Here is a 26122-nt window from a genome sequence, read left to right on the forward strand (position 1 = left end):
TTCCGCCGCGACCTCGCCATCTATCTGCGCGCCCTCGCGACGCTCCTCGTCGCCCTCGTCGCCTACACCAACCTCAAGTGCCGCCTGCTGCTCTTCCATCCCCAGCTCTTCGACCGCATCTTCTGGAATCTCGACGACCTGCTGCACATGGGCGGCGGCGATTTCGTCGCCTGGGTCACGAGTCTCCACTCGCCGCCGCGCACCGACCTGCTCCAGAGCGTCTATTTCTATGCCTGGGCGGCGCTCGCCCTGCCCCTCGCCGTCGCCATGGCGCGCTCCGGCGCCGCGCTGGTTCGCCGGGCGCTCGCCGCCCTGGCGCTGTGCTACATCGTGGGGGTCTTCGTCTATCTGGCGTTCCCGAGCCTCGGCCCGGCCCTCGTCGAGAGCGGGCGCTACGCCGCGCTCTCCGGTTCGCACGCCTTCGAGCTGCAGCAGTCGATGCTCAAAGCGCTGCGCTATACCGTGCAGAACCCGCAGGCGCCCGCCGCACCGTTCTTCGGGCTCGCCGCTTTCCCGAGTCTCCACCTCGCGACCACCGCGCTCGGCCTCATCGTCGCCTGGCGCGTCTGGCGGCCGCTCCTCGTCCTGCTCGTGCCGTGGAACCTCGCCATCGCCGCGAGCGCCGTCTACTTCGGCTGGCACTACGCGCTCGACATCTACCCCGGCCTGGCGCTCGCCGCGCTCGGCTGGTGGGCGGCCGGACGACTCCTGCCGTCGCCCGCTGCACCGGCCGCCCCCGCGCCCCCCGCCACTCCCGGCGCCGCCGGGATCGGCTGAAGGCTCCGTCCGGTCCCCCGCTTCCGCTGCACCAGAGAGTCGAGATGCCGGCCCTTGCCCGGCGTGGGGAGAAGGTACTCGCGCTCGCAGCAAGGGTCCGTCAGGGTCCGATCTCCAGGCGCGCGAGGATCGACCGGCTCGTATCATTCGCCCCCGGGGCCGCCGGAATCTTCGATGCGACTGGGGAGCGGTGGCGCTGCGCCGGCAAGCTGCCAGCGCGACTCTCCTTCGCGCAGGAATCCGAGCCTCGGGAACAGGTCGGCGATGACCTCGTTCTTCTGCGTAGGGTGGAAGGCAGCGGAGATCCCTGACAGATTTCGCTCCTGGCAGTGCTCGAGCAGGCGGTTGCGTATGAACTCCTCGGCACCGCGCGAAAAGACCCGGCAGCTCATCGTCCAGTTCAGGAGCACGAGCCGATCGCCGGCATACTCGGCGATGACGCACGACACGAGGCCGTGATCGACAAACCTGTCCCGGAGACGGAAGGCGAAGAGTGCGTGTGTCGGAGAGGCAAGGAATCGCTCGAGATCGGCGCGCTGGAACCGGGCGGTGGTCGTGTTGAACTGGTTCGTCTTGGCCTCGAGCTGCGCCAGGCGCTCGAGATCCACGGGCTGCGCGAGGGAGAGATGGCCCTCCATGCGCAGGTCCGCGAGGAAGCTCTCGAGATCCGTGGATGAGGATCGCAGACGCTCGGCGTCCGACCTCGATCTGTACATTTCGGCACGCGCGATGTCCTCCGCCGTGAAAGTGTCACGGTCGAACAGATGGCGCGCTTCCACCTGGTAGGGAAAAAGGGAGGCCGAGCCCTGCAAATGAACGGTCGCGACTTCCGGTAGCTCACGGCGCACGAGCGCGCACTCGGCGGGGTTGTCGTCCACCAGGACGAAAGAGTCGAGGCCGAGATTGAGCTCGGCCGAGATCCTTCGCAGCCCGGAGGCCTTGTCGTCCCAGGAGCAATGAAAGACAGCGAAGTCCGCCTCGCGCAGCGGCATATGCGGGTGCTCACGAAACGGCTGCGCAGCGATTGCCGGGTCGTTCTTGCTGCAGACTGCAAGGATAACGCCGCGCTGCTTCAGGCCGAGGAGATAGCGCGCGAACGACTCGAAGCCTTCACCGGCCGGCGAACCCGGGCCCAGGGCGACCCCGGACAACCCGTCGTCACCGATGACGCCGCCCCAGAGCGTGTTATCCAAGTCGGTGACGAGCACCTTTCGCGTGCGGTTCGCTGCGACCCGAAAGGCGCCCTGCACAAGACGGGCGTAGGAGCCGAGTTGGGAGGGATGAAGCGGCAGTTTCGCCAGATGATAGAGATCCGCCGGGCACCACCTCTCGGAGCCGGCGCGCTGCGCCGCGGCACCGGTTTCCACCCAGGCTACGCGGCCACCCGAGCTCTCCCGGAGGCGCCGGTCGAGCGAGGCCACGAATCCGGGACCGGACGCCGCATGGGCGTTCTCGGCGGCTCCGATGTAAGAGAGATCCGGGAGTTCGAAGGCGTGCTGAAGAATTCGGCAGCGGTGGCGCTCGATGAGCGTCGACCAGAGACCTTCGAGCTCGGCCACCTCCGCGTCGACGACGGACTGGACCTGCGCGCTGGTCGCGGTGGGGAGCGGCATCCTGGGCATGAGCTCCCGCCAGGAGCGCACGAGAAGCACGGTCTGCGGACCGAACCGATGAAGGCCCGATGTCGGATCCAGGATCTCCTGCCGGTAGGCACCAAACGGGCCCTCGTAGACGACGGCGAGCCGGCCCTCCTCCGCCAGGGCGCACCGAAGCGCGGGCAAGAGGAGTCCGGTCGTGCAGCCGCCGATCACAGCCACCCGTTCGACCGCGATCGCCGCGCCGGCGGTGTCGGCCGACAGGTGAGCAAGCAGGTCGCCTGCGGACTTGACGAGGACTGCAGTCCATGTCGCCTCGGCCAGAAGCCGTCGGACGGTGTCGAAGGCGGCGCCGGACTCTCCCGCCTCGAGGGCCCGGCGAGCGCTGCTGAGAGAATCCGTTTCCATGTCGCCCGCGGTGGCGCGCTCCGTTCGGGAACGCCTCAGACGTCGCAACCCTTGGCGCGCAGGATGCGGCGAAAATCACCCACCGTGCTCGCGGACATGAGGTCGTCCGCCGACATCGTGACGCCGAACTCCTCCTCGAGAACTCCGGCGAGCATCACGTGATTCAGGCTGTCCCAGGTCTCGATGCTGCCGGGTCCGTCGGCGTCGGTGAGCTGCTCCGGATCGACGGCAAGTACCCCTGCAATCGCCTTCTCCAAGCGCGGCATGTTGCCTCCCAACGGTTTGCGGCGGCGGCCTGCGGCCCGCTGGAGCTTCCGGCGGCTCGGGACTCGCGCCTCGTCTCGAGGAATATACTCCGTCCCGACCACGAGGCGAACAGGAGGCTCCGTGACGAGTCCGATCGATTTCTTGCGGATGTTCGAAGAGCGCGCGCCGGTGTTCGCCAAGGAGGCGCGGCGCACCTTCGAGGCCGAGCCTGCCTGCTTCGTGGAATTCGCCGCGCCGATGCTCGACTGGGCGGAAGTCGCGCTCGGTGAGGGCTTTGAAGATCGGCTGATCGAAGGCTACTGCGCCCTCGTGCTCGACATCAACCGAGGCCAGGTTGAGTACGAGAGGAGCGGCCACTTCCTCCACAGCAGCTACGAGGCGGTCCACGACGCCACCTACGCCCGCCCTGAGTTCATGGAGAGCTACCACTGGGGTGTCTACACGACGATGTTCGTCTGGCAACATCACCTCGCGCTTTGCGCCTTCTATCGCGACGCCTTTCTGGCGCCGCTCTCACGGCAGGGTGGGAGCGGCTCGATCGTCGACCTCGGGTGCGGCAGCGGGCTCTGGCACTGCCTGGCTCTTCGTCAGCTGCCCGGCTGGTCGGCGGTGGGCGTAGACATCAGCGAGACCTCTCTCAGTCACACTCGGCGCATGACCCGCCAGGTGATGGCTGGACACGAGATCGGCTACGCGCAGGCCGATGCCACGACGTGGCTGCCGGAGAGGGAGTTCGACGCCGGCATCTCCTCGTTCCTCCTCGAGCACCTGGAAGATCCCGCCGCACTCCTCGGGAATCTCTGCCGATGTCTCAAGCCGGGCGGGCTCGCCTACGTCAGTTGCGGTCTGACCGCCGCACAGATCGACCACATCTACGAGTTCAAGCGGGAATCGGAAGTGGTCGCGATGGCCGAGAGTGCCGGGTTTCGCGTCATCCAGACTTTCTCTTCGGCGCCCTCCCGGGTGCTGCCCAATCGCCGCTACCTGCCGAGATCGATGGGTCTCGTGCTGCAACGCAGGAAGACGGAGCTCTGGTAGGGCGCCGGCACCGGACTGCCCCGGCAGCGATCTCCTGGCGGAGCTTGGCTAGGGCGCAAGCGAGGCGATGAATAGAGCCTCGAAACTCCCTTCTCCCATCTGACACAGTTCGACCAGGTGCGCCTGGGGGCTGAGGAAGAACTGGCACAGGTTCCCTCCGAAGGCTTCCGACTCGAAGGCCGGCAGCGGCACGAAGCGGTTCGACTTCATCTGCGCCCGACTCGCCTCGAGGTCCTCGACGAGAAAACAGAGATGGTAGAAGCCGTTCTGGAGATAGCGGGCGAGCTTCGCATTGCCTTCGAGCGGCGAGATCAGCTCGAGATAGAACCCCGGCCGGAGCTCGATGAAGCAGACCTCGACCTGCTGGGACTCGACCCGTACCGCCCGCGTTCGGCGCGCCAGCCCGAGCGCGCTCGCGTAGGAGGCGCAGGCGGCATCGAGATCGGCGACAGCGCAGCCGACATGGTGGGCGCTCGCGGCCAGCGGAAGAGGAAGCCCTAGCGGCACGGTGTCTCTCGAGAGCGCAACTGCACGGATCCACTCGGTATCATCGCCCGGCCTCGCCCGCTCTCCGACGGCGGCTGGCAAACAGGTCATACAGGTCGGTGCCTTCGAATGTCGCCCCCTGCCGATGGGCGACTTCGAAGCCCTTTTCGCGAAGGAGCTCGGTGATGTGGCGCAACCGGTGCTCGACGTCGTGGACCTCGACGACCACCTGGTCTATCTGGTGCCAATCGTCGCCCCGGAGTGATTCGAGCACGTCCAGCTCGGCTCGCTCCACGTCGACCTTCAGCAGGCCGACCCGTTCGACCCCGACCTCGCGAAGGATGTCGGAGAGCGGACGGACGCGACAGGCGAACGGCTCGCCGACCAGACCGCGCGCTGCCAGCGTTTCGAGCGCCGCATCGGTCAGCTTCGAAAACCGGTTGCGCAGGAGTTGGACGACCAGGGCGCGATCCTGACCCGGCTCGGCGAACCGGCCGGAGAGAGCGCTGTTGGCCGGATAGAAAGTGAACTCGACGGTGGCATCTTCGCGCCCGACGCCGCAGGGCAGCGCGACGCCTGGAATGTGATGCAACGCGAAGTTCGCTTCGAGGACCGAGAAGATCGGAGGCAGGGGCTCGAGCGACACGACCCGCACGCCCTCGGCCTCGCGACTCGCCTGAAGTGCGAAGAGCCCGACATTTGCGCCGACATCGACCACCGTGTCGCCGGGGTCCAGGGAGATTCCGCACTGGAAGTAGCTGCGCTCCTCGAACAGATCGGCGTAGAGCAGCAGCGCCTCGTTCCGGTTGAGACAGTGGAACTGCGTGCCGTCCGGCAGGCGGATCGTATCCATCGATCTCAGCAGGCCTCAGCCCACGACGCGGGGGAGTGCATCCGCGAGGAATCGCAAGTGGTCGACGAGGCGCGTGTTGCGCATGTCCACGTAAAGCGTGGTGAGCAGGGCGAAGACGATCCAGACCCCGAGGATCGCCCGCCACTCCGCCAGCCGGCTCTTGGGCGCCTTGGCCCGGCCCATACGCCGGACCTGAGAGACGAAGATCGCCGACGCCAGGAGGAGGCAGTAGAGCGCGTGCCCCTGGGAGTCGACCAGGGTTCGCAGTAAACCGCGCTCGGCCAGCACATGCACATCGCGGAACAGATGGTAGACGAAGTTGCCGAAACCGGCCGCCGCGAGCGTCGCGACGAAGAGGGCGGTCTTCGGACGGCGCCGCGGGAGCGCGTAGAAGACCGGATAGAAGAAGCAGTCGACCAGAAGCTCCTTGAAGTAGTAATAGTAGCGATTGAAAAACTCCGAGACGCTCGTCGCGAGGAACGGCTTGTAGGTGTTGCGCCGGGCCTGGAAACCGGAAATCCGCGCGACCGCGATGAACTGATGGCCCCAGATCGAGAGCTTGAGTCCGGCGAGGGCCAACTCGAGGAACATCGCGCCCCAGTTGACCAGCCACGGGAACGGCTGACCGGCCACGCTGGCGCGAAATGCGATACCGAGCGGAGGTATCGGCAGCGACAGCGGCAGCGTCGCTCCTCCCGGCAGCGGGCTGCCGAAAAAGAGCGCGCGCAGAAGGGCTGCCGCGACCGTCAGCAGAAGCGACCACCAGAGGAGCTTCAGCCCCTTCAGCTGGCTGATCGCCAGCGCCTCCGGATCCTTCGCCTCGATCAGGTCGACGTAAGCGGCGCCTTTCGGAAACGGCGTGTTCGTCGACCCCCAGAACGGGTGAAACAGACCGAGCTGCTCGACGAAGCCGCGCTGACTGTTGCGCCGAAGGTCGAGCAACGTGTAGGCGAAGAACCAGAGGTAGGTGCCGAACGCGAGCGCGAACGCCCAGCCGGAGACCCAGATGAGTCCGTGCGACGGCGAGTGGAGCAGGAGCGCCAGGAGCGCCCCATGGAACGCGAGCAGCGCCCACACCGGCTGGCGGGCAGGCCAGATCGCGGGTCGGCTCCGGAAGAGCCAGTGAACGAGGGCGCCGAGGAGCAGAACCGCCGCGAGGATGCGCAGCCGGAAGACCCCGAAGTCGCCGAGCCCGACGCCTTCGTCCAGCTGCGGCCGCAGCGTGGCGAGGACCTGCCAGGGAACGTCGACATGCACTCCAGCCCAGTAGAGCGCCCCGAACAGCAGAATCTTGCGGCGATGCGCCGCGAAGAGCGTGACCAGGACGAGCACGATCGCCGTGTCGACGAACTGCGTCCCGCGGAGGCTCACGCGCAGAAGGAACAGGAAGAGCGCGACCAGGACGACGCGTCCCCAGGCGGCCTGGGCGAGCCGGATCACGACCGGGTTCTCGTCGATCGCGGGGACGAGTCGAAATCGGCTCATCGAGGTTCGAGTGGAGGCCAACGACTCGCCGGAGCGGGCTCGCCCGCGCGGCCGCGCGACATCGGGCTGCACTCGCTCGTGATCATCGGAATAGGGCCGTCGGTTGCCTGTGGGCGATCTGGCTTCGACGCTATCACGGCGTCTCCGGCGGCGACGCGTCGGGCCGTCCGCCGCACGAGCCCCCTCGAGCACCCGCCGCCACTGACGCTCGACCGGAGTCGAGCGCGAAGTGCGTGGACTAGAATCCCCCGGTCCCCATGTCATCCCGTCCCTCGCGCACGATCGAGATCGACAAGGCGCTGATCGTCGGCGCGCTCGTCCTGCTCGTGACGCTGGGCTGGATCACCGGTGCGCCGGTCTTCGAGCCGTTCGGACAGGGCCGGCTGACCTACATGACGGTGCTGGCCCTGCCGATCGTCGGCGCCCTGCTCCTGTTTCGACGTGCGTCGCCCGGCCTCCGCCATCTGGTGGGCAGCTGGTGGCCGGTGGTCGCCATACTGGCGGTCTACGAGAGCCTGAAGCACATGCACGCCAACAGGATCACGCAATGGCTCGGCATCGAACCGAAGGACGCGCTGATGCTGCGCATCGACGAGGCCCTCTTCGGCAAGGCGCTGCCCTTGTGGATGGACTCGTGGACGGCGACCTGGTTCCAGGAGTTGATGACCTTCTGCTACATCTGGATCTACTACCTTTGGCCGGTCGCGCTGCTGTCCGCCGCCTACCTCGCCCACCGCGACGACCTCTTTCGCAGACTCCGCCTCGGGCTCGTCTTCGGACTGCTCGGCGGGTACGTCCTCTACATCTTCGTCCCCGTCGCCGGTCCGCTCTATCTGATCGGCGACCGCTTCCAGCATCCGATCCCCGGCCACTCCCGGCTGGAGACCCTGTTCTTCGACGCCCTGCGGTTCAACTGGGACTGCTTCCCGAGTCTGCACACAGCCATTCCCTGGCTCCTGACGGTCTTGATCTGGAAGTGGCTGCCGCGTTGGGTGGTCTTCTTGTCGGCAGTCCTCGCGAGTGCCGTCACGCTCTCGACCGTCGCTCTCCGAATCCACTACGGCGTCGACCTCCTCGCCGCCTTCGTCTGGGTCGGAATCGTCTTCTACGCCGTTCAACGCGCCTCCCGGTCCGACTACGGTCGTCTGCGACTGCGCTTCGGAAGCGCGCGTCGGAGTGCCACGGCGAAATCCTCGCCGGCCCGCGGCGCACTAGGCAGAGCGGCCGCGACCATCGGTCTCGTCTCCGGAGCGAGTCTCGTCGCCCTCCTCGTGCAGGAGCGCTGGTCGGAGCTCTGGGTCTCACGTCCACTGCTGGTCAGCGGAGTCTGCTTGGCGGGTGCGGCGTTCGGAGTGGCTCTGGGGCTGAGCTGGGCTTCGCGCCTGCGCCCGCGGTCGCCGAGCGTGAGCTCGTCGCGCATCGGCGCGCTCGCCTGCCTTGGGATAGCCGGAGGAATCGCTCTCCTCGGCTCACCGGTTCCGACGCTCGCCGTCGCCGACGGCTCCGTGCGGTCGATTGCCTGGACGATTCTGCTCGGCGTCGCCTTCGGCGTCGTGCTCGGTGAGGCGCGGAGCTTCGTACGGGAGCTGGGACTGCGGCGCGACATCGAGATCGTCGCGCGCTGGTCGGCTCTCGGCGCGTCGGCAGGCGCCCTCTTCTTTCGGTCCGAACTCTTTCCGCGGCTGGGCTACGGCGACTCGCTGCTGGTCGCGGCGCTACTCGCGGCGCTGGGCGCTTTCCTGGTGCTGCGCCGGGATATACCCGTTGCCGCCCTGGAGCCTGGGGTGCAAAGTGGGAGAGCGGATGGGCCGTGTCTCGTCCTGCTCGGCACCGCAGGCGCGATTACCGGCGCGTTGATCCCCGCCTGGACGTATCTCTACGGCGCCGCGCTGGGCGACTCATTCCTTGCGTTCGGCACCGTGCTGACTGCCGTCGCGCTGGCGGCCTGGATCGCGGGACCGCTGGCTCGCCGGGTGGTTGGAGCCAGTCGGGCCAGCGGGGTCGCCGGTAGGCCGGCGCCCGAGCGCGCCGCCGCCGGCTTGCTGGTACTCGGCGCGGTCGCGCTCTCCGCGACCTGCTTCCTCTGGGATCAAGCACCATTGCTCCTGGCCCGGGCCGCATCGAGGACCCAGTCGCTGGTCGCCGTCGATCGAGCCCGGGAAGTGGCGGTCGGTCTCCTGGCCTTCCTGCCGGCGCTCTTTCTCGTGAGCGCGCTCCGGGCGCTTTCCGGAAGCGACGCGGCGAAGAGCTCCGGCCGATCCGCCGCTCTCGTTCCAGCGAGCATCGCGCTCGGGAGCGCGCTGTTCGTCTCGGTCCTTTTCGAGCAGCTGGGCACGCGCGCCTCCCTCGCCTGGTTGGCGCTCTTCGGAGCCGCGGTCGGCACTGCCACTTTCCTTCGCGGACCCATCCGGAGGATGCATGCTGTCGCGGCTGCCCTGGCGATGCCGCTCCTCGGAATCGCTTTCGTGGCCTGGCAGACGTTGCCGTACGCCGCAGGAACCTCGATGGACATCGGCCGCCGTCTCTTTTCGCAGGCGAGCACCGGTCCGATCGTCGAGGATGCCGTGGCCGGTTTCGTCGCCAGGTTCGAAGCGCCTTCCGGAGCGGACCCCGAACGCTGGTCGGTAGTCGGCAACGGCCGCGTCCTGGCCCAGAACGCGGATCCTGCCGCGGCGCCGGCCGTGGAGCTGGCAAAGAGCGCGACGAGCTCCGTCCGCCGGGCGCTCGTCCTCGGGGCGAGCCCCGCGCTCGCCCGGGCCCTCGCCGACGCCGGCGTGGCAGATGTCGAAGTGGTCGAACCTTCGGCCGAGGCGCTCGATCTCGCGAACCCGCCCCATGGCTTGGGCGGGAAGACCGCGGACGTCGCAGCTTCGATTCCGACGAATGCCCGGGTCCGGCTGCGCTCCGCCAGGCCGGCCGATCTGGTGATCTCCCGCGTTCACGACTATTGGCTGGGTCTCTCCAGGGGGGAGCTCACCCGAGAGTTCTACGCCCTCGTCCGGGCGCGACTCGACGGGAATGGGGCCTTCGTCCAGGCGATCGACCTCGACGCCATGGGTCCGCGCGAGCTGCCATCGATCGTGGCAGCGATCGCGGCGGAGTTCCGATCGGTGAGTCTCTGGATCGCCGACGGCAACCTCCTGGTCCTGGCTCTGCCGGAGGCCCGAAGCGGTGCGCGGGAGAGTCCGGCTTCCCTGGGTCCGCCCCTGCTGAGCCCCGAGCTGACCGCACTATGGCTGGCGGCGGAGGGACCGGAGGTGAGCAGCGACCGCAGTGGATCCCTCGAGCTCGGGAGCCGGAACTACCGACTACTGGGCAGCCTCGCGGAGAAGACCCCAGCAGCGCTGCGGGCGTCGATCGCGCGTCGCATGTTGCCCGCCGGAGCGGCGCTGCCCACCTCGTCCGGCGCACCCGCCTCCGCCGCGCCGCTCGCAGCGCCCGAGAACCCGTAACGACGCCGTCGTCCGGCGGGCAAGCAGGTACACTTCGCCGCGATGCGGACGGCAAGAGAGGCAACTCCCGACAGCCCGCCGTTGCCGGTCGTCTTCGGCGCCGGACTACTCTACGCCGCACTGCTCTTCTGGGCCTGCGGCTTCCGGCTGGTGCCGGCGCCGCCGACGCCCAGCGCTTTCGTCGTCCTCGCCCTCCTCGCTCTCTTCCTGGGTCTCGCCCACGGCGCTCTGAGCGCCCTCGCCGCGACCCTGCTCTCCCGTCTCCCGGGCCTGCGTCGCTGGCCGCTGGGCATCGACTTTCTGGTGGCGCTCGGGCTCGGCGCTTTCTACGCCTGGCTCGCCCTCTCGCTCTGGAAGTTCGCCATCGCCCGCGCGCACCTGCGCTTCGAAGACCTCTGGTTCATCATCGGGAGCCTGCGCCAGTTGGCCGACGAAGCGAGCGCGCGGGAGCGACTCATGCTGTTCGCGACCCTCCTCGCCCCGGTCGTCTTCGCGCTCGCCCTGTTCGCCGGGTTCTCCGCGCTGCGCCGCGCGCGACGCCGGAGCGCGGCTGCAGCCACCGCGCCGGCCTCGATCCCGTCGCTCCTGCTGCTCGCCGGTATCGCGATCTTCGCCCTGGCTCTGCTCTGCTGGCGCTACCCCTACGCGCGCACCGTCGCCGGGACGCTCGCGCCGGAGACCAGCTGGCTTGCCCGGCAGTGGTCCGGAGTCACGGCGCTCGCCCGGCTGACCGGCAACGCTCCGCCGCTCGCTTTCACGCCCGATCCGCAGCGCAGCGCGCGCATCGCCGACCCCCGGCCCTTCGCGCCTGCCGCCGGCTTCCAACGCGACAACGTCGTCATCGTGATGCTCGAGTCGGTGCCCTGGAGCCGGCTGTTCGGACCGCTCGCCCGGCCCGAGGCGACGCCGCGCATGAACGCTCTCGCCGCCGAGTCGATCGTCTTCGCGCGCACCTACGCCACCGCGACGCATTCCGACTACGCCCAGACCTCGATCCTCGCAGCTCTCCATCCGCGCAAGTTCGAGCGCCACGACTACTTCATCGACCTTGCCTATCCCCGCACCCTGATCTGGGATCTGCTGCGCCCGGCGGGCTACCGCACCGCCCTCTTCTCCTGCCAGAACGAGAGCTGGGGGAACATGCAGGCTTTCCTGCGCACCCCGGGACTCGAGCTCTTCCGCCACTCTCCTGACTGGCCGAATGCCCCTCGGCGCGGCGAGGGCACCGAGTCGAAGGTCTTCGAGCCGACCCCCGTCGCGGCCTTCGGCGACTGGCTGCAGGAGGCGAAGACGGGCCCGTTCCTCGCCTACCTCAATTTCCAGGCGACGCACTATCCCTATGTCCTTCCGCCCGGGACGACGCCGCTCTACGAGCCGGAAGCGATCGACTTCCCGACCACCTTCCTTTTCTACCCCGCCGACAAGATCCCGGTGATGGAGAACCGCTTCTACAACGCCCTGCACGTCGTGGACACCGCGGTCGGCGAGGTCGTGGACCGCCTCCGGGAGGTGGGCGCCTGGGAGCGCACGGTCCTCCTCGTGGTCTCCGACCACGGCGAGGCGTTCTACGAGCACGGCGTGCCGACCCACGGCACGATGCTCCTCGAGGAGCAGATCCGCACCGCGGCCTTCCTGCGGTTGCCGGGGGCCCCGCCGCGCGTCATGACCGAGCCGGTCTCGGTGCTCGACCTGGTACCGGCGGTGACGGAGCACCTCGGCTTCGCCCCGCACGGCAACTTCCAGGGACGCGCCGACATCCTCGCACCCGATTACAGCGCCCAGGGCCGCCCCCTCCTCTTCACCATCCAGGGCATCACCCAGGAGGACGCCGTCCTGCGCGACGACTGGAAGCTCCTCCTGAACCGCGACCGCCGCGAACGCGCCCTCTTCGACCTCGCGACCGACCCGCTGGAGCGCGAGAACCTCGCCGCCGCCGAACCCGCGAGGCTCGCCGACCTCGAGCGCCAGCTCGACGCCCTGCTCCAGGAGCAGCTCGCCTACTACCGCGAGCGCGGTTGGGAGAGCGGCTGGTACCCGCCCAGGCTGCCGTGAGGTCGCGATCGCCCCCCCGGACAGGGGCCGGCGGGCTAGGGAACCGTCTGCAGCGCCCGCGCCTTCAGGACCTCCAGATTGTGCCGCGCGAAGCGGTTTTCGGGGTTGAGCTCGAGGGCCCTCGCGAGCTCGCGCTCGGCGGCTGCGCGCTCTCCCAGCGCGAGCAGCGCCCCGCCGAGGTTGGCGTGGGCGTCGTCGGAGTCGGGGGAGAGGGCCACTGCGGCTTCGAAGCGGGAGCGGGCGGCCGCGTAGTCGCCGGCGCGGGCGGCGAGGTTCCCCAGATTCAGCGTCGCGGAGAAGTTCGCCGGATCGGCGGCGAGTGTCCGTTCGTAGTGTGCGGCGGCATCCGCGAGGTCGCCACGCTCCTCGGCCAGGCGGCCGAGGTTGAAGTGGACGAGCTCGGTCCGTGGCGGGTAGCCGGGCAGGTGCGGCGCCAGCCAGAGGATCGCGACGCCGGCGAACATCGCGCCGGTCTGCCGCCTGTCGCCACGGGCGAAAGCCTCGGAGGCGCGAGCGAGCGGTATCGCCGCGAGCAGCAGCAGCCCCGGTACCGCCGGCAGGCGGTAGCGCGAGAAGACGAAGAACGCCACCACCGAGAGCATCCAGCCGAGCTCGAAGAGCAACACCGGCGACCAGAGAGCGAGGCGCCGGCGCTCGAGCAGCAGCCCCCAGAGCGCAAGGAGCGCCGCGGCGCTCCACTCGAGCCCCGGCAGACGCAGCGGCCAGGAGATCGTCTTCATCCAGTAGTAGTCGACCGCGTCGGGCCACTCGTAGCCGCTCCAGTAGAGCCCGAGCTTGGTGAACTGCAGGCGAACGAACGCGATCGGCTCGGCGCTCGCCCACGACAGAGCGCGACGCAACCAGTAGCCGGAAACCTCATCCGCCGCCAGTGGCCGACCGACCGCCTGCTCAGCGAGAATCCGCGCCCCCTCCCGCTCGTAGGAAGGAACCTGCTTGCCCGGCACCAGCGGGCGATAGGTCCCGTCGGCCGATGGGTTGTTGCCGATCCAGAAGTTGACCCCACCCTGCGACGTCGTCGGCAGAAAGCCGCCACCGAGCGCCGCGTTCCGCGAAGCGACAACCAGCAGCGGCAGCGTCAGCCCGAGCAACAACAGACCACACCGCCGCAACGCGAACAACCACCCTTTACCGGTCCTTTCGCGCCACGTGAGCAGCAGCAGAAACGGTGCGACCAGCAACATGTTCTCCCGCAGCAAGGCGAGAAATGCACCGACGAGACCGACCGCAAACCACACCGACGGTCGCTCGCTCGCGCGAGCCTTCAGCAACAGAAAGAGAAGTAGACAGACCGCGGAGACGGCGAAGCTCTCTTTCAAGAGCTGCACGTCGTAGAACCAGAACGGCGTGTAGAGAGCGAAGAGAAGTCCGGTGGCTCCCGCGGCGCGGGGGCCGGCGAGTGCCTCGGCGGCACGGATCAGCGCCCAGCAGCCGAGGACGGCCACCGCGATCTGCAGCAGGTAGACCGAAAGCGGCGCCGCGGCCGCCAGGGGGACGAGGCGATAGACGACGGCGACCAGGTAGGGGTAGAGCGGCGCCTGGAAGAACGGCGCGCTCCCCAGCCAGTCGCCGGCGGCGATCGCCCGCGCCCAGCGGTCGTACTCCTGGCTGTCGAGCGCCAGTTGGCCGACGAACGGAGCGTCGCGGACGGCGAAGAGATGGGCGAGCCGGAGGAGCGCCGTCGCGGCGAGCAGCGCGAACAGGCTCCTCCGGGAGAGCATCAGCTCCGGCTGGCGAAGAAGCCGCGGATCTCTTCGCAGGCGCGCAGGACCTCGCTCTCCTCGAGCTCCGGGTACATCGGCAGGCAGAGCACCTCGCCCCCGGCCCGCTCGGCGCGCGGCAGCGCCGGCGGCACCGGCAGCAGTTCTGCCATGGCCTTCTGTCTGTGGAGCGCCGACGGATAGTGCACCGCCGAGGCCACGCCGTGGACCTTGAGGTACTCCTGCAGGGCGTCGCGATGCGCGGTGGCGACCGTCATCTGGTGGTAGACGACCTCGTCTTCCGGGTCGTCCGGCGGGAAGCGCAGGTCACCGACGCCGGCGAGCGCCTCCTTGTAGAGCGCCGCGAGCTTCCGGCGGTGGGCGTTGTCGCCGTCGAGGAGCGGCAGCCGGCAGTTGAGCACCGCCGCCTGCAGGCTGTCGAGACGGCTGTTCGTGCCGATCTCGACATGCGTGTAGCGTTCGCTCTGGCCGTGATTCGCCAGCCGGTAGACGCGCTTCATGAGCTCTTCGTCCATCCCCGAGATCGCGCCACCGTCGCCGAAGCAGCCGAGGTTCTTGGTCGGATAGAAGCTCCAGGCCGCGAGGTCGCCCAGAGTGCCGACGCGCCGGCCGCGGCGCCGGGCGCCGTGCGCCTGCGCCGCATCTTCGATCAGGAACCAGCCGCGGCGCCGGCAGATCTCGCCGACGCTCGCGGTGTCGAACGGCCGGCCGTAGAGATGGACGCCGATGACACCGGCGGTCTTCGCCGTGGCGCGGCGCTCGAGCTCCGCCGGATCGAGATTGTAGGTCGCGGCGTCGATGTCGCAGAAGACCGGCACGCCACCGGCGAGCACCACCGCCTCGGCGGTGGCGAAGAAGCTGAACGCCGGCACCAGCACCTCGGCTCCGGGAGCGAGCCGCAGGGCGCGCAAGGCGATGACCAGGGCGTCGGTGCCGTTGCCGACGCCGACCACGGCGGCGGCGCCGAGGAAGCCGGTGAAGGCGCACTCGAGCTCCTTGACTTCCGGGCCCTGGATGTAGGAATTGCCGTCGAGGATCTTGTTCCAGCGTTCGCGCAGCTCGCTATCGATGCGCTTGCGGGCGCGGGTCAGGTCGAGAATCGGGATCGTGGTCACGGGGACTCCGCAGGAAGGGGGAAGGCCGCATCGTCCGGAACCGCAGCGAGCGGTTGGCGGGTCCACGGCGTGTCGTACAGGGCAATCATCTCACCGCCCATGGTGATGTTGTCGCGAATCCCGACCGAGCGCAGCAGATGGAAGCGCTCCGGGTGCGCGGCGGGATAGGGAAACCAGTCCGGGAAGACGATGACGAAGTCCGGCCGGCGCTCCTCGAGGAGGTCGACCAGGACCTCGCCGAAGCCGACTCCGTGGGCGGCCGCCGCCTTGCGCCGCGTCGTGACCTCGGGGGTCATCAGCCCCACGAGGTCGAGGATCCGGTTCGGCAGGAGGTACCGGAAGGCGCCGACGTCGTTGACTGCGAGCAGCGCGTCGGGGGAGAGCCGGGGTCCGAGCCAGCGCGCCAGGGCGACGTTGCTGTCGCGCACGTTGGCGCACGAGGTGAGGTAGCGGCCGAATCCGGAGGCGAGCGAGAAGAGCGCCGGGGCGACGAGCAGCAGAAGCAGCAGGGCGCCGGCGGGCAGGCGTCGCCCCCCGAACCCGACCGAGCGCCAACGGGCGAGCGGCAGTTGCGAGAGCGCCAGGAGGCCGAGCAGCACCACGCAGGGCAGCAGCGGGAAGAAGTAGCGCCCGAAGTTCCCGACCGCGACCTCCCTTCCCGACGAGAGCATCGCCGAGGCGAGCGGCAGAGCGAGCGTCCAGAGCGCGAGCAGCAGGCCACGGTCCCGCGGACCGCCGAACCGGCGCACCGACTCGACGACGCCACCGAGCGCGAGCAGCGTCATCCAGGGCTGCGACGTGAAGAGGATCCCGAAGATCGCTTGCAGCAGGCGGCGATCGGGGAGGAGCCCCGGCCCGCCCGAGCTCTTGGCGGCGAAGGTGGTGGGCAGCAGCGAACCCGACATCTGGTGGAAGGCGAGGCCGACCGGGACGACGACCAGCAGCGTCAGGAGCAGCCCCTGGAGAACCCCCGTCCAGTCGGCCCGCGACGGCAGCGCGAGGCGCAGGCCGGGCTCGCCCGCGGAGTCCCGCGACGGGGCCGATGCGGCCTCTGCCTGCGATGCGGTCGACGCGACTGCCATCGGCAGCGGTCGCAGCAGGCGGTCGGCGGCGGCGAGGAGGGGCAGCAGCAGCCCCTCGGGGCGGGCAAGCGCCGCCAGGCCGAAGAGCAGAAACGAGAGCGGCGGCAGTGCCTTCTCCGATGGATCGGGCGGCTGGGCCGGCTCGGCGCGCTCGAGCAGGTGCCGGTTCATACCGGCGAGCATGAGCAGGACGAAAAGGTTCACCTCCATGCCCGAGATCGACGACCAGACGAGCCAGTCGGTCGCCGCCACCAACCCGGCGGCTACTGTGGCGAGCGCCGGCGAAAAACCCAGCCGCCGGCCGACCGAATAGACCAGGAGCACGGAGGCCGTATGAGCCGCGACACCGGCGAGCTTGGTCCACAGAAGGAGCGAACCGGGAAGCGCTGCGAGGAGCCCGAGGAGCGCCGTCCAGAGCGGCGCGGTCGTGCCGGCGACGAGCTCTTGCGGGTTGAAGGCCAGCCCTTCGCCGTGCGCGAGGCTGCGCGCGAAGACGAGGTGGATCCAGCTGTCGTCGAGCGGGAACTGCCAGTCGCCATCGAAGAGCCAGGCCTCGGCAGCGAGAAAGGCGAGCGGCGGGAGGAGGGCGAGAAGCAGGAGAAAGGCGACTCTCCCGCGGCCCGGCCGGAAGCGACCGAACGCAGCAACGGGCAGGACGCCGGCAGAGCGACTCAAGACCGCGCCATGATAGCCGAGCCTTCTTCGTCGGCAGCCCATAGGGTCCCCCGCGATACCGCCGAGGTCTCCAGCAGATCCCCCGAAGCTCCCCGGAGCTCGGATGCTAGAGTCGATTTTCCGATGCAAAAGGCCGCGCCGACCCCCTCCGAGCGCCTGGTTCGCAACAGCGCTCGCGCGGCGCTCTACCTCGCGCTCCTCGCGACCGGTCTCGCGGTCAAAGGCCTGCTGCTCCTCGCCCATCCGCCGGTGCCGGCGGAGATGCGCCGGATCGACGAGCTTCAGCGGCAGTGGAGCGGCGTCGACTTCCTGAAGCTCCCCGAGGTGCAACTCCTGCGCGAGTACATCGCCATCGACACCAGCGAGCCGGACGCCAACGAGCTCCCGGGCGCCGAGTTCCTCGCCGGCCAGCTCGCCGCCGCCGGCCTCGCCCCGCACGTCGAACGGCTGGCCGGCGGTCGCGCCAACGTCTGGGCGTTCGTCGAGGGCGAGGATCCGCGGGCGATCGTGCTCGCCGGCCATATCGACGTCGAACCGGCGCGGGCTTCCGAAGGCTGGAAGTACCCGCCGTTCGGCGGCGTCATCGACGGCCCCTGGATGTACGGCCGCGGCATCTACGACATGAAGAGCCTGACGATCGCCCAGCTGCTCGCGACGATCGATGTCGCCCGCCGGGCCGCGGCGACCGGCAGGAAGCCGAAGCGGTCGGTCCTCTTTCTCGCCACCTCCGGAGAGGAGGTCGGCAGCGAGACCGGCACGCGCTGGATCCTGCGCGCCCATCCCGAGCTCGTCGCCCGGATGGGGGTCGTGCTCACCGAGGGCGGCGTCGTCGAGGCGACCTCGGGCGACGAGATCAAGTACTGGGGGATCGAGTTCGCGCAGAAGCGCTTCACCGAGATCGTTTTTTGCAGCGCCGACGCCTCGAAGCTCGGCGCCCTGCGCGCGGCCATCCTGGAGCGCGATGCCTCCGACCCCGTGACCCCGGTCTCGGAGCCGGTCCAGCTCTTCCTCTCGCACTACGGGCCGACGCGCGGCCTCGGCTCGTTCCAGGCCTGGCTCGCGGATGCGGCGGCGACCCTGCGCGACCCGCGCGCCTTCGACCGCCTGACGCCGTTCATGAAAGCGCTCTTCCGCAACGAGCTCGTGCCGTTTCCGGTCGAGCCCGATCCGGCCGGCGGCTACCGGATGCGGCTCTTCGTCCATCTCCTGCCGGAGGCCGACCGCGCAAGTGTCCTCGCCGATCTCCTGCCGGAGTCACTGACCCTGGGCACGACCTACCATATCGGCGAGGATCTCGGAGCGCGGGCGCCCTCGCCGGTCGACTCGGCCGACTTCCGGGTCCTGCAGCGGGTCATCGAGGAGCACTACCCCGGAACCGTCGCCGGGCCCTACTTCCTCCCCTGGGCGGCGACCGATTCGCGCTTCTACCGCGACGCTGGAATCCCGAGTTACGGCTTTTCGCCCTTCCTGATCGCCGTCACCGATACCATGGGGATCGCGCGCGCCAACGAGCGCATGCCGATGCCGGGGTTCGTCCAGGGGGTGGCGATCTACCGGCAGGTGGTGAAAGAGCTGGCCGAGTAACACTCTTTGCCGCGAATGGGTGACAGTTTTTGTCGACATTGCGGGAGGGTCGGATAGAAAGCACCTGTTTCCAATCACTTGCGAGGGCGTCCTCTTTGGCACCGGCCCTGCAATCTCCTCTTGACGGACAGCCTTCGGAATTCACCGTTGGCAGCAGTTCCCAAGGCACGAGGAGAGAACATGATTCAGAAACTCCGGAATCGCCAGCGGGGCTTCACACTGATCGAGCTTCTGATCGTGGTGGCCATCATCGGTATCATCGCCGCCATCCTGATCCCGAACTTGATCGACGCCCTGCAGAAGGCGAAGCAGAAGCGCACCATGGCCGACATGCGCAACGTCGGCACGGCCTGGCTCTCGTGGGTCACGGACGTCGTCTCCGGCGCCGCGGCCGGCCAGGGTGTCACGACCTGGTCCGGTACTGATTACCTCACCATCACGCATTCGGAACTCTTCCAGACCCTCCATCCGTCGACGACCTTCTTCTACCTGAACGAGCTGCCGAAGAGGGACGGCTGGAAGAACAGCTACGCCTACGGCTATACCCAGAATCCGCTCGGCTCGCAGGTCATCGCGATCGGCAGCCGCGGACGGGACGGCGCCACGAATGCGGCCACTCCCCTGGCCGCTAGCATCACCATTGGACCGTTCACCCCGACCAAGTACGACGAGGACATCATCTGGGCCGACGGCTTCTTCGTTCGCTGGCCCGGCGGCGCCGACACCGGCGGCGGCAGCTGACCTTCGCATTTCACAACTGAATTCCCCGAACGCCGCGGTCCTCCGCGGCGTTCGTCTTTTGGGGCGACTCCCCTCGGGCTCCTCTCGTCCAGCTGCTGCCGGCTTCTATAGACTGCCTTCACTTTGCGCCCGGTACCGAGCTCCTGGCTGGCCTTCCTGCTGCTTGCCGCCACAGGTGTCGGCGCCGCTCCGGCGGCGAGCGATCGCGCGGTCCGCTCTCCGGCCGCGTCCCTCCTCGCCGCCTATCTCGCCGTCGACACGACGAATCCTCCCGGCAACGAGCGCGCCGGAGCCGAGCTCCTCGCCCGGACGCTCGCCGAAGCCGGCATCGAGTCACAGCTGCTGGTCTCGCCGCGCGGCCGGGTGAGTCTGCACGCGCGTCTCGAAGCGACCACCGCAGGAACCCGCGCGGGCGCGCTCCTCCTCCTGCACCACATCGACACGGTGCCGGCGGGACCCGGGTGGCGACACCCGGCGCACGGCGGCGAAGTGCATGCGGGCGAGCTCTGGGGGCGCGGCGCGATCGACGCCAAAGGGCTCGGCGTCGCCCACCTGATGGCGTTCCTCGAGCTCGCGCGCTCGCCGCAGCCGCGCCGCCGTGCGGTCGTCTTTCTCGCCGTCGCCGACGAGGAGGCGGGCGGCGGCGAAGGCACCGGCTGGCTGATCGAGTCGCATCCCGAGCTCTTCGCGGACGCCGCCGTGGTGTTGAACGAAGGCGGCGTCAACAAGGCGGTCGCGGGCCGGGCGCTCTTCTGGGGCATCGAGGTCGACCAGAAACGGCCGCTCTGGCTCGAGGTCGCGGCGACCGGCCGCCCCGGCCACGCCTCGGCCGCGAACCCCGAGAGCGCCACGCACCGCCTCGTCGCCGGGCTCGCCCGCCTGGTGGCGGCGCCGCGACCGCGGCGGGTCACCGCGGCGGCCGCCGACTTCATCACCGCGCTCGCCCGTTTCGACCCGCAGGCGCGGGGTGCGCTCGCCGAAGTACGCGCCCTCGGGGCGCTGCGCGCGGCCGGGGGTCCGGGAGAGACGGCAGATGCGGATCCGGCGGGAGCCGGCGCGGCGCAGCCCCTCTCCCTGCCCGGCTTCGAGAGCCTGTTGACCGACACCCTGCAAGTCACCACCCTCGCCGGCTCCGAACGGATCAACGTCGTCGCCGGCGAAGCGCGCGCCGGCATCGACGTCCGGCTCCTGCCGGACACCGACGAGAAGGCGTTCGTCGGCGAGGTCGAGCGGATCCTCGGTCCCGGGTTCACAGTGAACGTTCGCCTCGGCTCGAAGGCCACCCCTCCCTCCTCTTCGACCAGTGCCGACTACCGCACCCTCGCCGCGGCGCTCGCTGCGCCGGCGCCCAGCGCCCAGCCTGCGCCGGTTCCCGTCGTGCCGGCCTTCATCCCGGCGTTCACCGACTCGCGTTTCTTTCGCGCCCGCGGGATTGCGGCTTACGGTCTGCAGCCGTTTGCGCTCGACGGCCTGCTCCTGCGCAGCATCCATGCACCGGACGAGCGCATTCCGCTCACCGTCCTCGACCGCGGCGTCGAGACCATGACCCGCGTGCTGCGCGCGCTGGCCTCCGCGCCGCCGGCCGCCGACCCCGCGCTCCCATGACGCCGGCGGCGCCGCTCGGGAGCGGCCGCGGGCGGGCGCTGCGTGTCCCGCTCCTGCTCGGTGCCCTCCTCGCTCTCTTCTACGCACCGCTCGCCGACCCGCAGGCCGTCCTCGCGACGCGCGACATGGTCGAGTACCACCTGCCGATGCGGACCGCCTTCGCGCACCTCGCGAGCGTCGGCCTGCCGCAGTGGGACCCGTTCGCGCACGGCGGCCAGCCGCTGCTGTCGAACCCGAACTACGGCGCTCTCTATCCGCTCTCCTGGCTCGCTCTGGTCTTCCCGCCCGCCATGGCGCTCAACCTCCTCGTGCTGCTGCATGCCGGGCTCGCCGCCTGGGGGGCGTTCCGGCTGGCGCGCCGGCTCGGTGCCGGAGCGAGCGCGGCGGTGCTCGCCGCCGTCGCCTACGCCTGCGGGCCGACCTTCCTCGCGCTCCTCCACACCCTGACCATCGCTCTCGCGATGAGCTTTCTGCCGTGGGTGATGGAGTTCGCGCTCGCGGTGCTCGACCCGGCGCCCGGGCAGCGGACGCGGCGCGCCTGGTACGGGCTCTCCTTCGCGCTGACGGCGATTCTCATCCTCGGCGATCCGCTGCTCGTCGCCATGACGCTCGTCACCGTCGCGGCCTTCGTTCTCGGCAGGCCTCGCGCGCGTCTTCTCCGGCTGCCGCAGATCGCCGGCGCGTTCGCTTTCTCGATCGCCCTCGCCGCCATCCAGCTGGTCCCGATGCTGGCGCGACTCGCCGACTCGCCGCGCGCCGCCGGACTCGACTGGCGGCAGGCGACCTCCTGGTCGCTTCCCTGGCAACGCATCGCCGAGCTCTTCTTCCCGAGGTTCTTCGGCGATGCCACGCGTCCCGAGCTGGCGCTCTTCTTCGGCTGGGGAATCCACGATCGCGACTACCCCTACCTGGTCTGGATCGGGGTCGGACTGCCGCTGCTGCTGCTCAGCCTCGCCGCCTGGCTGCGCCGCGACACGCCGGAACGGGCCACCTGGGCGCTGATGACGCTGGCCGGGATCTTCCTCGCCCTGGGTCGGCACAACCCGCTCTACCAGTGGGCCTGGAGCTACCTGCCCGGTGTCGACAAGCTGCGCTTCCCCGAGAAGTTCCTGCTCCTCGCGCTGACGGCGGCGGTCTTCGCGGGCGCCCTCGGCTGGCAACGCCTGCTCGACCAACGCGACGAGCGCGACCCCGCGAACCCGGAGCGCCGCGGCCGGGCCCTCGCCGCCGAGCTCCCCGCGGCGCTCGCGGCGCTCCTCGTCCTCGCCGCCCTGGGGCTCGCTCTGCTCGCCTTCTTTGCGCCGCAGCTCATCGCCTGGTTCGCGCGGTCGCACGCCGGCCTGCCGCTGGTCGACGAGACCCTGCAACGGGCGCTCGGCTTCTACCGCCGGGAGAGCCTCCTCGCCATCGGCTTCGCGCTCGCGACCCTGGCGCTCTTCGCCGCCGCCCGCTTCACCCGGGCCCCCCGGCGACGGCTCGAGGGCGCCGCCATCGCGCTGGTCGCGCTCGAGCTCTGGACGTACGGCCACGCCCTGGTGCGCACCCTGCCCGCGGCCGCGCTCTTCGCTCCGCCGCGCCTGGCGCGCGAGCTGCCGCCCAGGGCTCTGCGCCTGTTCTCGGACGAGCCCTACCGGCGCGACAAGACCGAGCTCGTCGTCACCGCCGGAAATCCCCGCCTGCGCTGGGCGCGTGCCCCGCTCGAACGCCTCGACTCGCGGGCCGCGAATCTCCTCGGCTACTCCTACGCGCTGGACAAGGACTACGATCTCTCGCTGACCCGGTCGGCGGCGCGGGCGGTGCGCTTCTACGAACAGGTGCGGCGGTTCCCCGAGCTCGAGCTCCATCTGCTCGGCGCCTGGAGCGTCTCGCACATCGTCGAGCGCAAGTCCGCCGAGGAGCTCCTCGAGGAGGCGAAGCGGCTCGGGCCGACCCTCGCGCCGTCGATCTCCCCCGTGCGCCTGCGCGCCAACCCGTTCGCGCTGCCGCCGTACCGCTTCGTCGCAGGCGGCCTGGTCTTTCCGGACGCCGCGATCGCCGAGCGCGCGGCGGCGCGCGCCCATCTGCCGTTGAACGCCCGCGAGTTCCTGATCGCCGACTCGCCGCTGCCGCCGCTGCCCGTCCTGCCCTCCGGCCGGCTCGACGACGCCCGCATGGTGAAGGTCGTGGATCGCGGCAGCGAGCTCCGGCTGACCTATGCGGCGCGCCATGCGGCACTGCTGGTGGTCGCCGCCACCTACGACACCCGCTGGGATGCGGCGTCGGGAGAGCAGAAGCTGCCGGTCTACGAAACCGCGGCCGGTTACATGGCGGTGCTGGTGCCGGCCGGCGAGGGCGAGGTTCGGATGCGCTTCCGCGATCCCTGGGTGAGCCTCGGCGCGGCGATCACCGCCACGACGATCCTCGTGGCGTTCTGGTTCGCGGCGCGCTCGCGACGGCGCTGCCATACAATCGCGCCACCGTGCCGCCGATCGAGTTCTTCGTCGTCTACGCCGCCCTCGTCGGCCTGATCGTCGGCAGTTATCTGAACGTCGTCGTTCACCGGTTGCCGCATCAGCAGTCGACGGTGGTGCCGCGGTCGCGCTGTCCGCAGTGCGGCGCGGCGATCCGGGTGCGCGACAACCTGCCCGTGCTGAGCTGGCTCCTGCTGCGCGGGCGCTGCCGGGACTGCGGCGCGCGGATCTCCGTGCGCTATCCGCTGATCGAGCTCCTGACCGCGGCGCTCTTCGCCGGTGCGGTGCTGCGCTTCGGCGTCACGCCGACCGCCGCCGCGGGCGCGCTCTTCTCTGCGGCGCTTCTGGCGCTCGCGGCGATCGACGTCGAGCACTTCCTGCTGCCCGATCGGATCACCCTCCCCGGCATCGGGCTCGCCCTGGCCGCGCAGCCGCTCCTCGTCTGGGGATCTCTCGCCGGAGCCCTCCAGGGCGCCCTCGTCGGCGCCGGCATCCTGCTCGTCATGGCGGGTCTCTGGGAGCTCCTGCGCGGGGTCGAGGGGATGGGATTGGGCGACGTCAAGATGCTCGCCATGATCGGCGCCTTCCTCGGCGTGCACGGCGTCGTCGTGACCCTCGTCTTCGCCTCGTTCGCAGGCTCGGTCGTCGGCATCACGCTCCTCGCCCGCGGCTCGATCGAGCTCCAGGGCAAGCTCCCGTTCGGTCTCTTCCTGGCGCTCGGCGGTGCCATCGCGCTCTTCGCCGGCGAGCCGCTGACGCGGGCCTACCTCGCCCTGCTATGACCCGCGGTCGTGGCCTGCGGCGGGACGCGCCGATCCTGCTGCCGGCGTCGCTCCTCCTGCTCGCGATGCTGGCGTCGGTCACCCTGATGTCGTACCGCGCTGCCATCGCCCGCTTCGCGGCCGAGCGCGAGCAGGCAGCGCTCCGGCTGGCGATCGGACTCTCGGAGGCGGTCCGGCTGTCGAAGAGCGACGAGATCGGCGTCCTGGCGCGGTGGCTGCCGCCGGGCGCCGGGGTGGCGATCTCCGACGTGCGTGGGGGAGTGCGTTCCACGGCCGGATCCGCCGGCGCCGAGATCGCCGCCTCGCCCGCGCCGCGCTCCGCCGGTCTCGCGACGCCCCACGTCGAGGGCTTCGGGCAGCGCGCCGGAGAGGATCGCGCCGGCGGCCCGGCGGCGGAACGCATGCGCGCCTTCGTGCCGTTCGAGCGCGGTGGGCAGCGCCTCCTTCTGCGCCTCGAGGTTCCCGAGCCCGCCCTCTTCGCCCAGCAGCGCAGCCTCCGCGTTCTCACGCCGGTGGTCTTCGGCCTCTCGGCGGCCGTGGCGCTCCTCGCCATCCTCTTCCTGCGCGCCCTGGTGCGCCCTTACGAGGAGCTGCTCGAGAAGGCCCGTGCGATCTCGCCCGCCGGAGCTCCGGCGGCGACTCGCGAGCCCGCCACCGGCCGCGGCGACGATGTCGAGTTCCTGCTCGCGACCTTCGATCGCGCCCTCGCCGCGCTGCGCACCGAGAGCGGGCAGGGGGCCACCAGTGACGACCTTTCCGCCGTCGAGCGCACGCTCGGGCCGCAGCTCGAGAGCGGCCTCCTGATGTTCGATCGCGACGGCCGCCTGCTCGCCGCCAATCCTGCCGCGCTCGAGCTGCTCGGCGCCGCCCCCGCGGCGGGCGGGCCGTCGACCGCGGCCCGCGCCGAAGCCGCGCTCGCCGCGCACGCCGGGCTCGCCGCCGTCCTCTCCTCGGCGATCGCCGAGCGGCGCTCGATTCCGCGCGCCTCGGTCGCGATCGAACGGGCCGGGCACAGGGTGGAGCTCGGACTGACCCTGCAGGCCCTGCGCCGCGAAGGCACACCGGCGCCCGGGGCGAGCGCTTCGAGCGCGACGGACGCTGCCGTCCGGAGCGACCGGACCGTCGCTGGCGCCGGCTTCCTGGTGCTCTTCGCGGACGTCACCGACCTCTCGCGCCGCGAAGCGGAGGAGCGCTTCGCGGCCGGTCTCGCCCAACTCGGCGAGCTCTCCGCAGGTGTCGCGCACGAGCTGCGCAACAGTCTCGCGACCGTGCAGGGCTACCTCGGCCTCGCGGCCCGGCGGACCCTGCCGCCGCAGGCCGCCGAGGAGATCGCCGAGGCGCGCCGCGAGGCGGCCGAGCTCGCCCGCATCGTGGACGATTTCCTGACCTTCGCGCGGCCCGGCTCGGGCGTCCTCGAACCGGTCGGGCTCGCCGCCCTGCTGGCGCGGGCGGCGAGCGATCCGGCGCTCGCCGGCGTCGCGGTCGAGCTCGCGCCGGCGGACCCTTCCGTGCCGGCGATTGCCGGCGATCCGCATCTGCTGCAGCGTGCCTTGCGCAATCTCCTGCTCAACGCCGCCCAGGCGACGCTTGCCCATGCGGACGACGCGCAAGCCGGCGTCCCGGCTGCCGGCAGGGCTCCGATCGTCGTTGCGCTCCGCCGCGACGGCGCCGCGGCCGTGATCACCATCGACGACAGCGGCGGCGGAATCTCTGCCGAGATTCGCGACCGCCTGTTCGAGCCGTTCGCCTCGGGGCGGGCGGGCGGGGCCGGACTCGGCCTCGCGCTGGCGCGCCGCATCGTTGTCATGCACGGCGGCAGCCTCGCGCTGCTGCCGCGCGAGCCGCACGGGGTGCGCGCCGAGATCCGGTTGCCGCTTGGCAATTCGGCTACCTAAGGTAGCAGACCTCTCCCCGCGTTCCGCCCCCCCTGCCGGAG

The 26122-nt window shown here is 70.2% G+C and carries 18 protein-coding genes; 10 read left to right on the forward strand and 8 right to left on the reverse strand.

Translation table 11 applies throughout. The features are described from left to right. On the forward strand, nt 1–777 hold a 777-nt coding region (locus KBI44_12255), incomplete at its 5' end, for a phosphatase PAP2 family protein (protein ID MBP9145249.1). Between the two features lie 143 nt (nt 778–920). Here the strand turns inward: KBI44_12255 and KBI44_12260 are convergent. Further along, a complete protein-coding gene (locus KBI44_12260) occupies nt 921–2780 on the reverse strand; it encodes an HAD-IIIC family phosphatase (protein MBP9145250.1) in 1860 nt (619 codons plus the stop codon). Between the two features lie 35 nt (nt 2781–2815). Next, nucleotides 2816–3046, reverse strand: coding sequence for an acyl carrier protein (locus tag KBI44_12265; protein MBP9145251.1), 231 nt, complete (start codon nt 3044–3046; stop codon nt 2816–2818). A gap of 121 nt (nt 3047–3167) precedes the next feature. Here KBI44_12265 and KBI44_12270 point away from each other — a divergent pair, with 121 nt between their 5' ends. Next, a complete protein-coding gene (locus tag KBI44_12270; GenBank protein MBP9145252.1) occupies nt 3168–4085 on the forward strand; it encodes a class I SAM-dependent methyltransferase in 918 nt (305 codons plus the stop codon). 48 nt (nt 4086–4133) lie between these two features. Here KBI44_12270 and KBI44_12275 read toward each other — a convergent pair whose 3' ends face one another. Genes KBI44_12275 through KBI44_12285 form a run of 3 tightly spaced genes read right to left on the reverse strand, consistent with a single transcriptional unit; the run spans nt 4134 to nt 6909 of the window. Continuing rightward, entirely contained in the window at nt 4134–4592 is a 459-nt protein-coding gene (locus tag KBI44_12275) for a VOC family protein (protein MBP9145253.1), read from the reverse strand. A gap of 40 nt (nt 4593–4632) precedes the next feature. Continuing rightward, the gene (locus tag KBI44_12280; GenBank protein ID MBP9145254.1) at nt 4633–5424 is read right to left on the reverse strand and encodes an FkbM family methyltransferase; all 792 of its coding nucleotides are present in this window, start codon (nt 5422–5424) and stop codon (nt 4633–4635) included. A gap of 15 nt (nt 5425–5439) precedes the next feature. After that, complete coding sequence (locus tag KBI44_12285) at nt 5440–6909, reverse strand: hypothetical protein (protein ID MBP9145255.1); 1470 nt, start codon at nt 6907–6909, stop codon at nt 5440–5442. Between the two features lie 257 nt (nt 6910–7166). Here KBI44_12285 and KBI44_12290 point away from each other — a divergent pair, with 257 nt between their 5' ends. Both KBI44_12290 and KBI44_12295 read left to right on the forward strand, forming a co-directional pair. Further along, nucleotides 7167–10361, forward strand: coding sequence for an inositol phosphorylceramide synthase (locus KBI44_12290; protein MBP9145256.1), 3195 nt, complete (start codon nt 7167–7169; stop codon nt 10359–10361). 42 nt (nt 10362–10403) lie between these two features. Further along, nucleotides 10404–12413: a sulfatase-like hydrolase/transferase gene (locus KBI44_12295; protein MBP9145257.1), complete on the forward strand. Its 2010-nt coding sequence runs from the start codon at nt 10404–10406 to the stop codon at nt 12411–12413. Nucleotides 12414–12448: 35 nt separating this feature from the next. Here KBI44_12295 and KBI44_12300 read toward each other — a convergent pair whose 3' ends face one another. The 3 genes from KBI44_12300 to KBI44_12310 are packed head-to-tail and all read right to left on the reverse strand — an operon-like array spanning nt 12449 to nt 17024. After that, a complete protein-coding gene (locus KBI44_12300) occupies nt 12449–14152 on the reverse strand; it encodes a tetratricopeptide repeat protein (protein MBP9145258.1) in 1704 nt (567 codons plus the stop codon). Further along, entirely contained in the window at nt 14152–15267 is a 1116-nt protein-coding gene (locus KBI44_12305; protein ID MBP9145259.1) for a DegT/DnrJ/EryC1/StrS family aminotransferase, read from the reverse strand. The genes KBI44_12300 and KBI44_12305 overlap by 1 nt, the downstream gene beginning before the upstream one ends. Further along, nucleotides 15264–17024 carry a hypothetical protein gene (locus KBI44_12310; GenBank protein ID MBP9145260.1) on the reverse strand — a complete coding sequence of 587 codons (1761 nt, stop codon included), beginning with the start codon at nt 17022–17024 and terminating at the stop codon, nt 15264–15266. Before KBI44_12310 ends, KBI44_12305 begins: the two co-directional genes overlap by 4 nt. Before the next feature lie 123 nt (nt 17025–17147). On the opposite strand from KBI44_12310, the gene KBI44_12315 reads away from it, so the two are divergent. The 6 genes from KBI44_12315 (at nt 17148) to KBI44_12340 (ending at nt 26081) form a co-directional block, all read left to right on the forward strand. After that, on the forward strand, nt 17148–18608 hold the full coding sequence (locus KBI44_12315) for a M20/M25/M40 family metallo-hydrolase (protein ID MBP9145261.1): 1461 nt from the start codon (nt 17148–17150) through the stop codon (nt 18606–18608). Nucleotides 18609–18788: 180 nt separating this feature from the next. Further along, complete coding sequence (locus KBI44_12320) at nt 18789–19349, forward strand: prepilin-type N-terminal cleavage/methylation domain-containing protein (GenBank protein ID MBP9145262.1); 561 nt, start codon at nt 18789–18791, stop codon at nt 19347–19349. A gap of 123 nt (nt 19350–19472) precedes the next feature. After that, a complete protein-coding gene (locus KBI44_12325; GenBank protein MBP9145263.1) occupies nt 19473–20954 on the forward strand; it encodes a M20/M25/M40 family metallo-hydrolase in 1482 nt (493 codons plus the stop codon). After that, nucleotides 20951–23461, forward strand: a complete 2511-nt coding sequence (locus KBI44_12330) for a hypothetical protein (GenBank protein ID MBP9145264.1) — start codon at nt 20951–20953, stop codon at nt 23459–23461. The genes KBI44_12325 and KBI44_12330 overlap by 4 nt, the downstream gene beginning before the upstream one ends. Then, complete coding sequence (locus tag KBI44_12335; GenBank protein ID MBP9145265.1) at nt 23413–24186, forward strand: prepilin peptidase; 774 nt, start codon at nt 23413–23415, stop codon at nt 24184–24186. The genes KBI44_12330 and KBI44_12335 overlap by 49 nt, the downstream gene beginning before the upstream one ends. After that, the gene (locus KBI44_12340; protein ID MBP9145266.1) at nt 24183–26081 is read left to right on the forward strand and encodes a hypothetical protein; all 1899 of its coding nucleotides are present in this window, start codon (nt 24183–24185) and stop codon (nt 26079–26081) included. The genes KBI44_12335 and KBI44_12340 overlap by 4 nt, the downstream gene beginning before the upstream one ends. Nucleotides 26082–26122: the final 41 nt, after the last annotated feature.

The organism is Thermoanaerobaculia bacterium (assembly GCA_018057705.1).
In the GTDB taxonomy this organism is placed as follows: domain Bacteria; phylum Acidobacteriota; class Thermoanaerobaculia; order Multivoradales; family JAGPDF01; genus JAGPDF01.

Excerpts from the sequence above, each read along its gene's own strand:
- KBI44_12330 (MBP9145264.1), top strand. The coding sequence starts at position 20,951 with ATGACGCCGGCGGCGCCGCTCGGGAGCGGCCGCGGGCGGGCGCTGCGT.
- KBI44_12300 (MBP9145258.1), bottom strand. The coding sequence starts at position 14,152 with ATGCTCTCCCGGAGGAGCCTGTTCGCGCTGCTCGCCGCGACGGCGCTC.
- KBI44_12265 (MBP9145251.1), bottom strand. The coding sequence starts at position 3,046 with ATGCCGCGCTTGGAGAAGGCGATTGCAGGGGTACTTGCCGTCGATCCG.
- KBI44_12260 (MBP9145250.1), bottom strand. The coding sequence starts at position 2,780 with ATGGAAACGGATTCTCTCAGCAGCGCTCGCCGGGCCCTCGAGGCGGGA.
- KBI44_12290 (MBP9145256.1), top strand. The coding sequence starts at position 7,167 with ATGTCATCCCGTCCCTCGCGCACGATCGAGATCGACAAGGCGCTGATC.
- KBI44_12315 (MBP9145261.1), top strand. The coding sequence starts at position 17,148 with ATGCAAAAGGCCGCGCCGACCCCCTCCGAGCGCCTGGTTCGCAACAGC.
- KBI44_12340 (MBP9145266.1), top strand. The coding sequence starts at position 24,183 with ATGACCCGCGGTCGTGGCCTGCGGCGGGACGCGCCGATCCTGCTGCCG.
- KBI44_12285 (MBP9145255.1), bottom strand. The coding sequence starts at position 6,909 with ATGAGCCGATTTCGACTCGTCCCCGCGATCGACGAGAACCCGGTCGTG.
- KBI44_12295 (MBP9145257.1), top strand. The coding sequence starts at position 10,404 with ATGCGGACGGCAAGAGAGGCAACTCCCGACAGCCCGCCGTTGCCGGTC.
- KBI44_12320 (MBP9145262.1), top strand. The coding sequence starts at position 18,789 with ATGATTCAGAAACTCCGGAATCGCCAGCGGGGCTTCACACTGATCGAG.
- KBI44_12280 (MBP9145254.1), bottom strand. The coding sequence starts at position 5,424 with ATGGATACGATCCGCCTGCCGGACGGCACGCAGTTCCACTGTCTCAAC.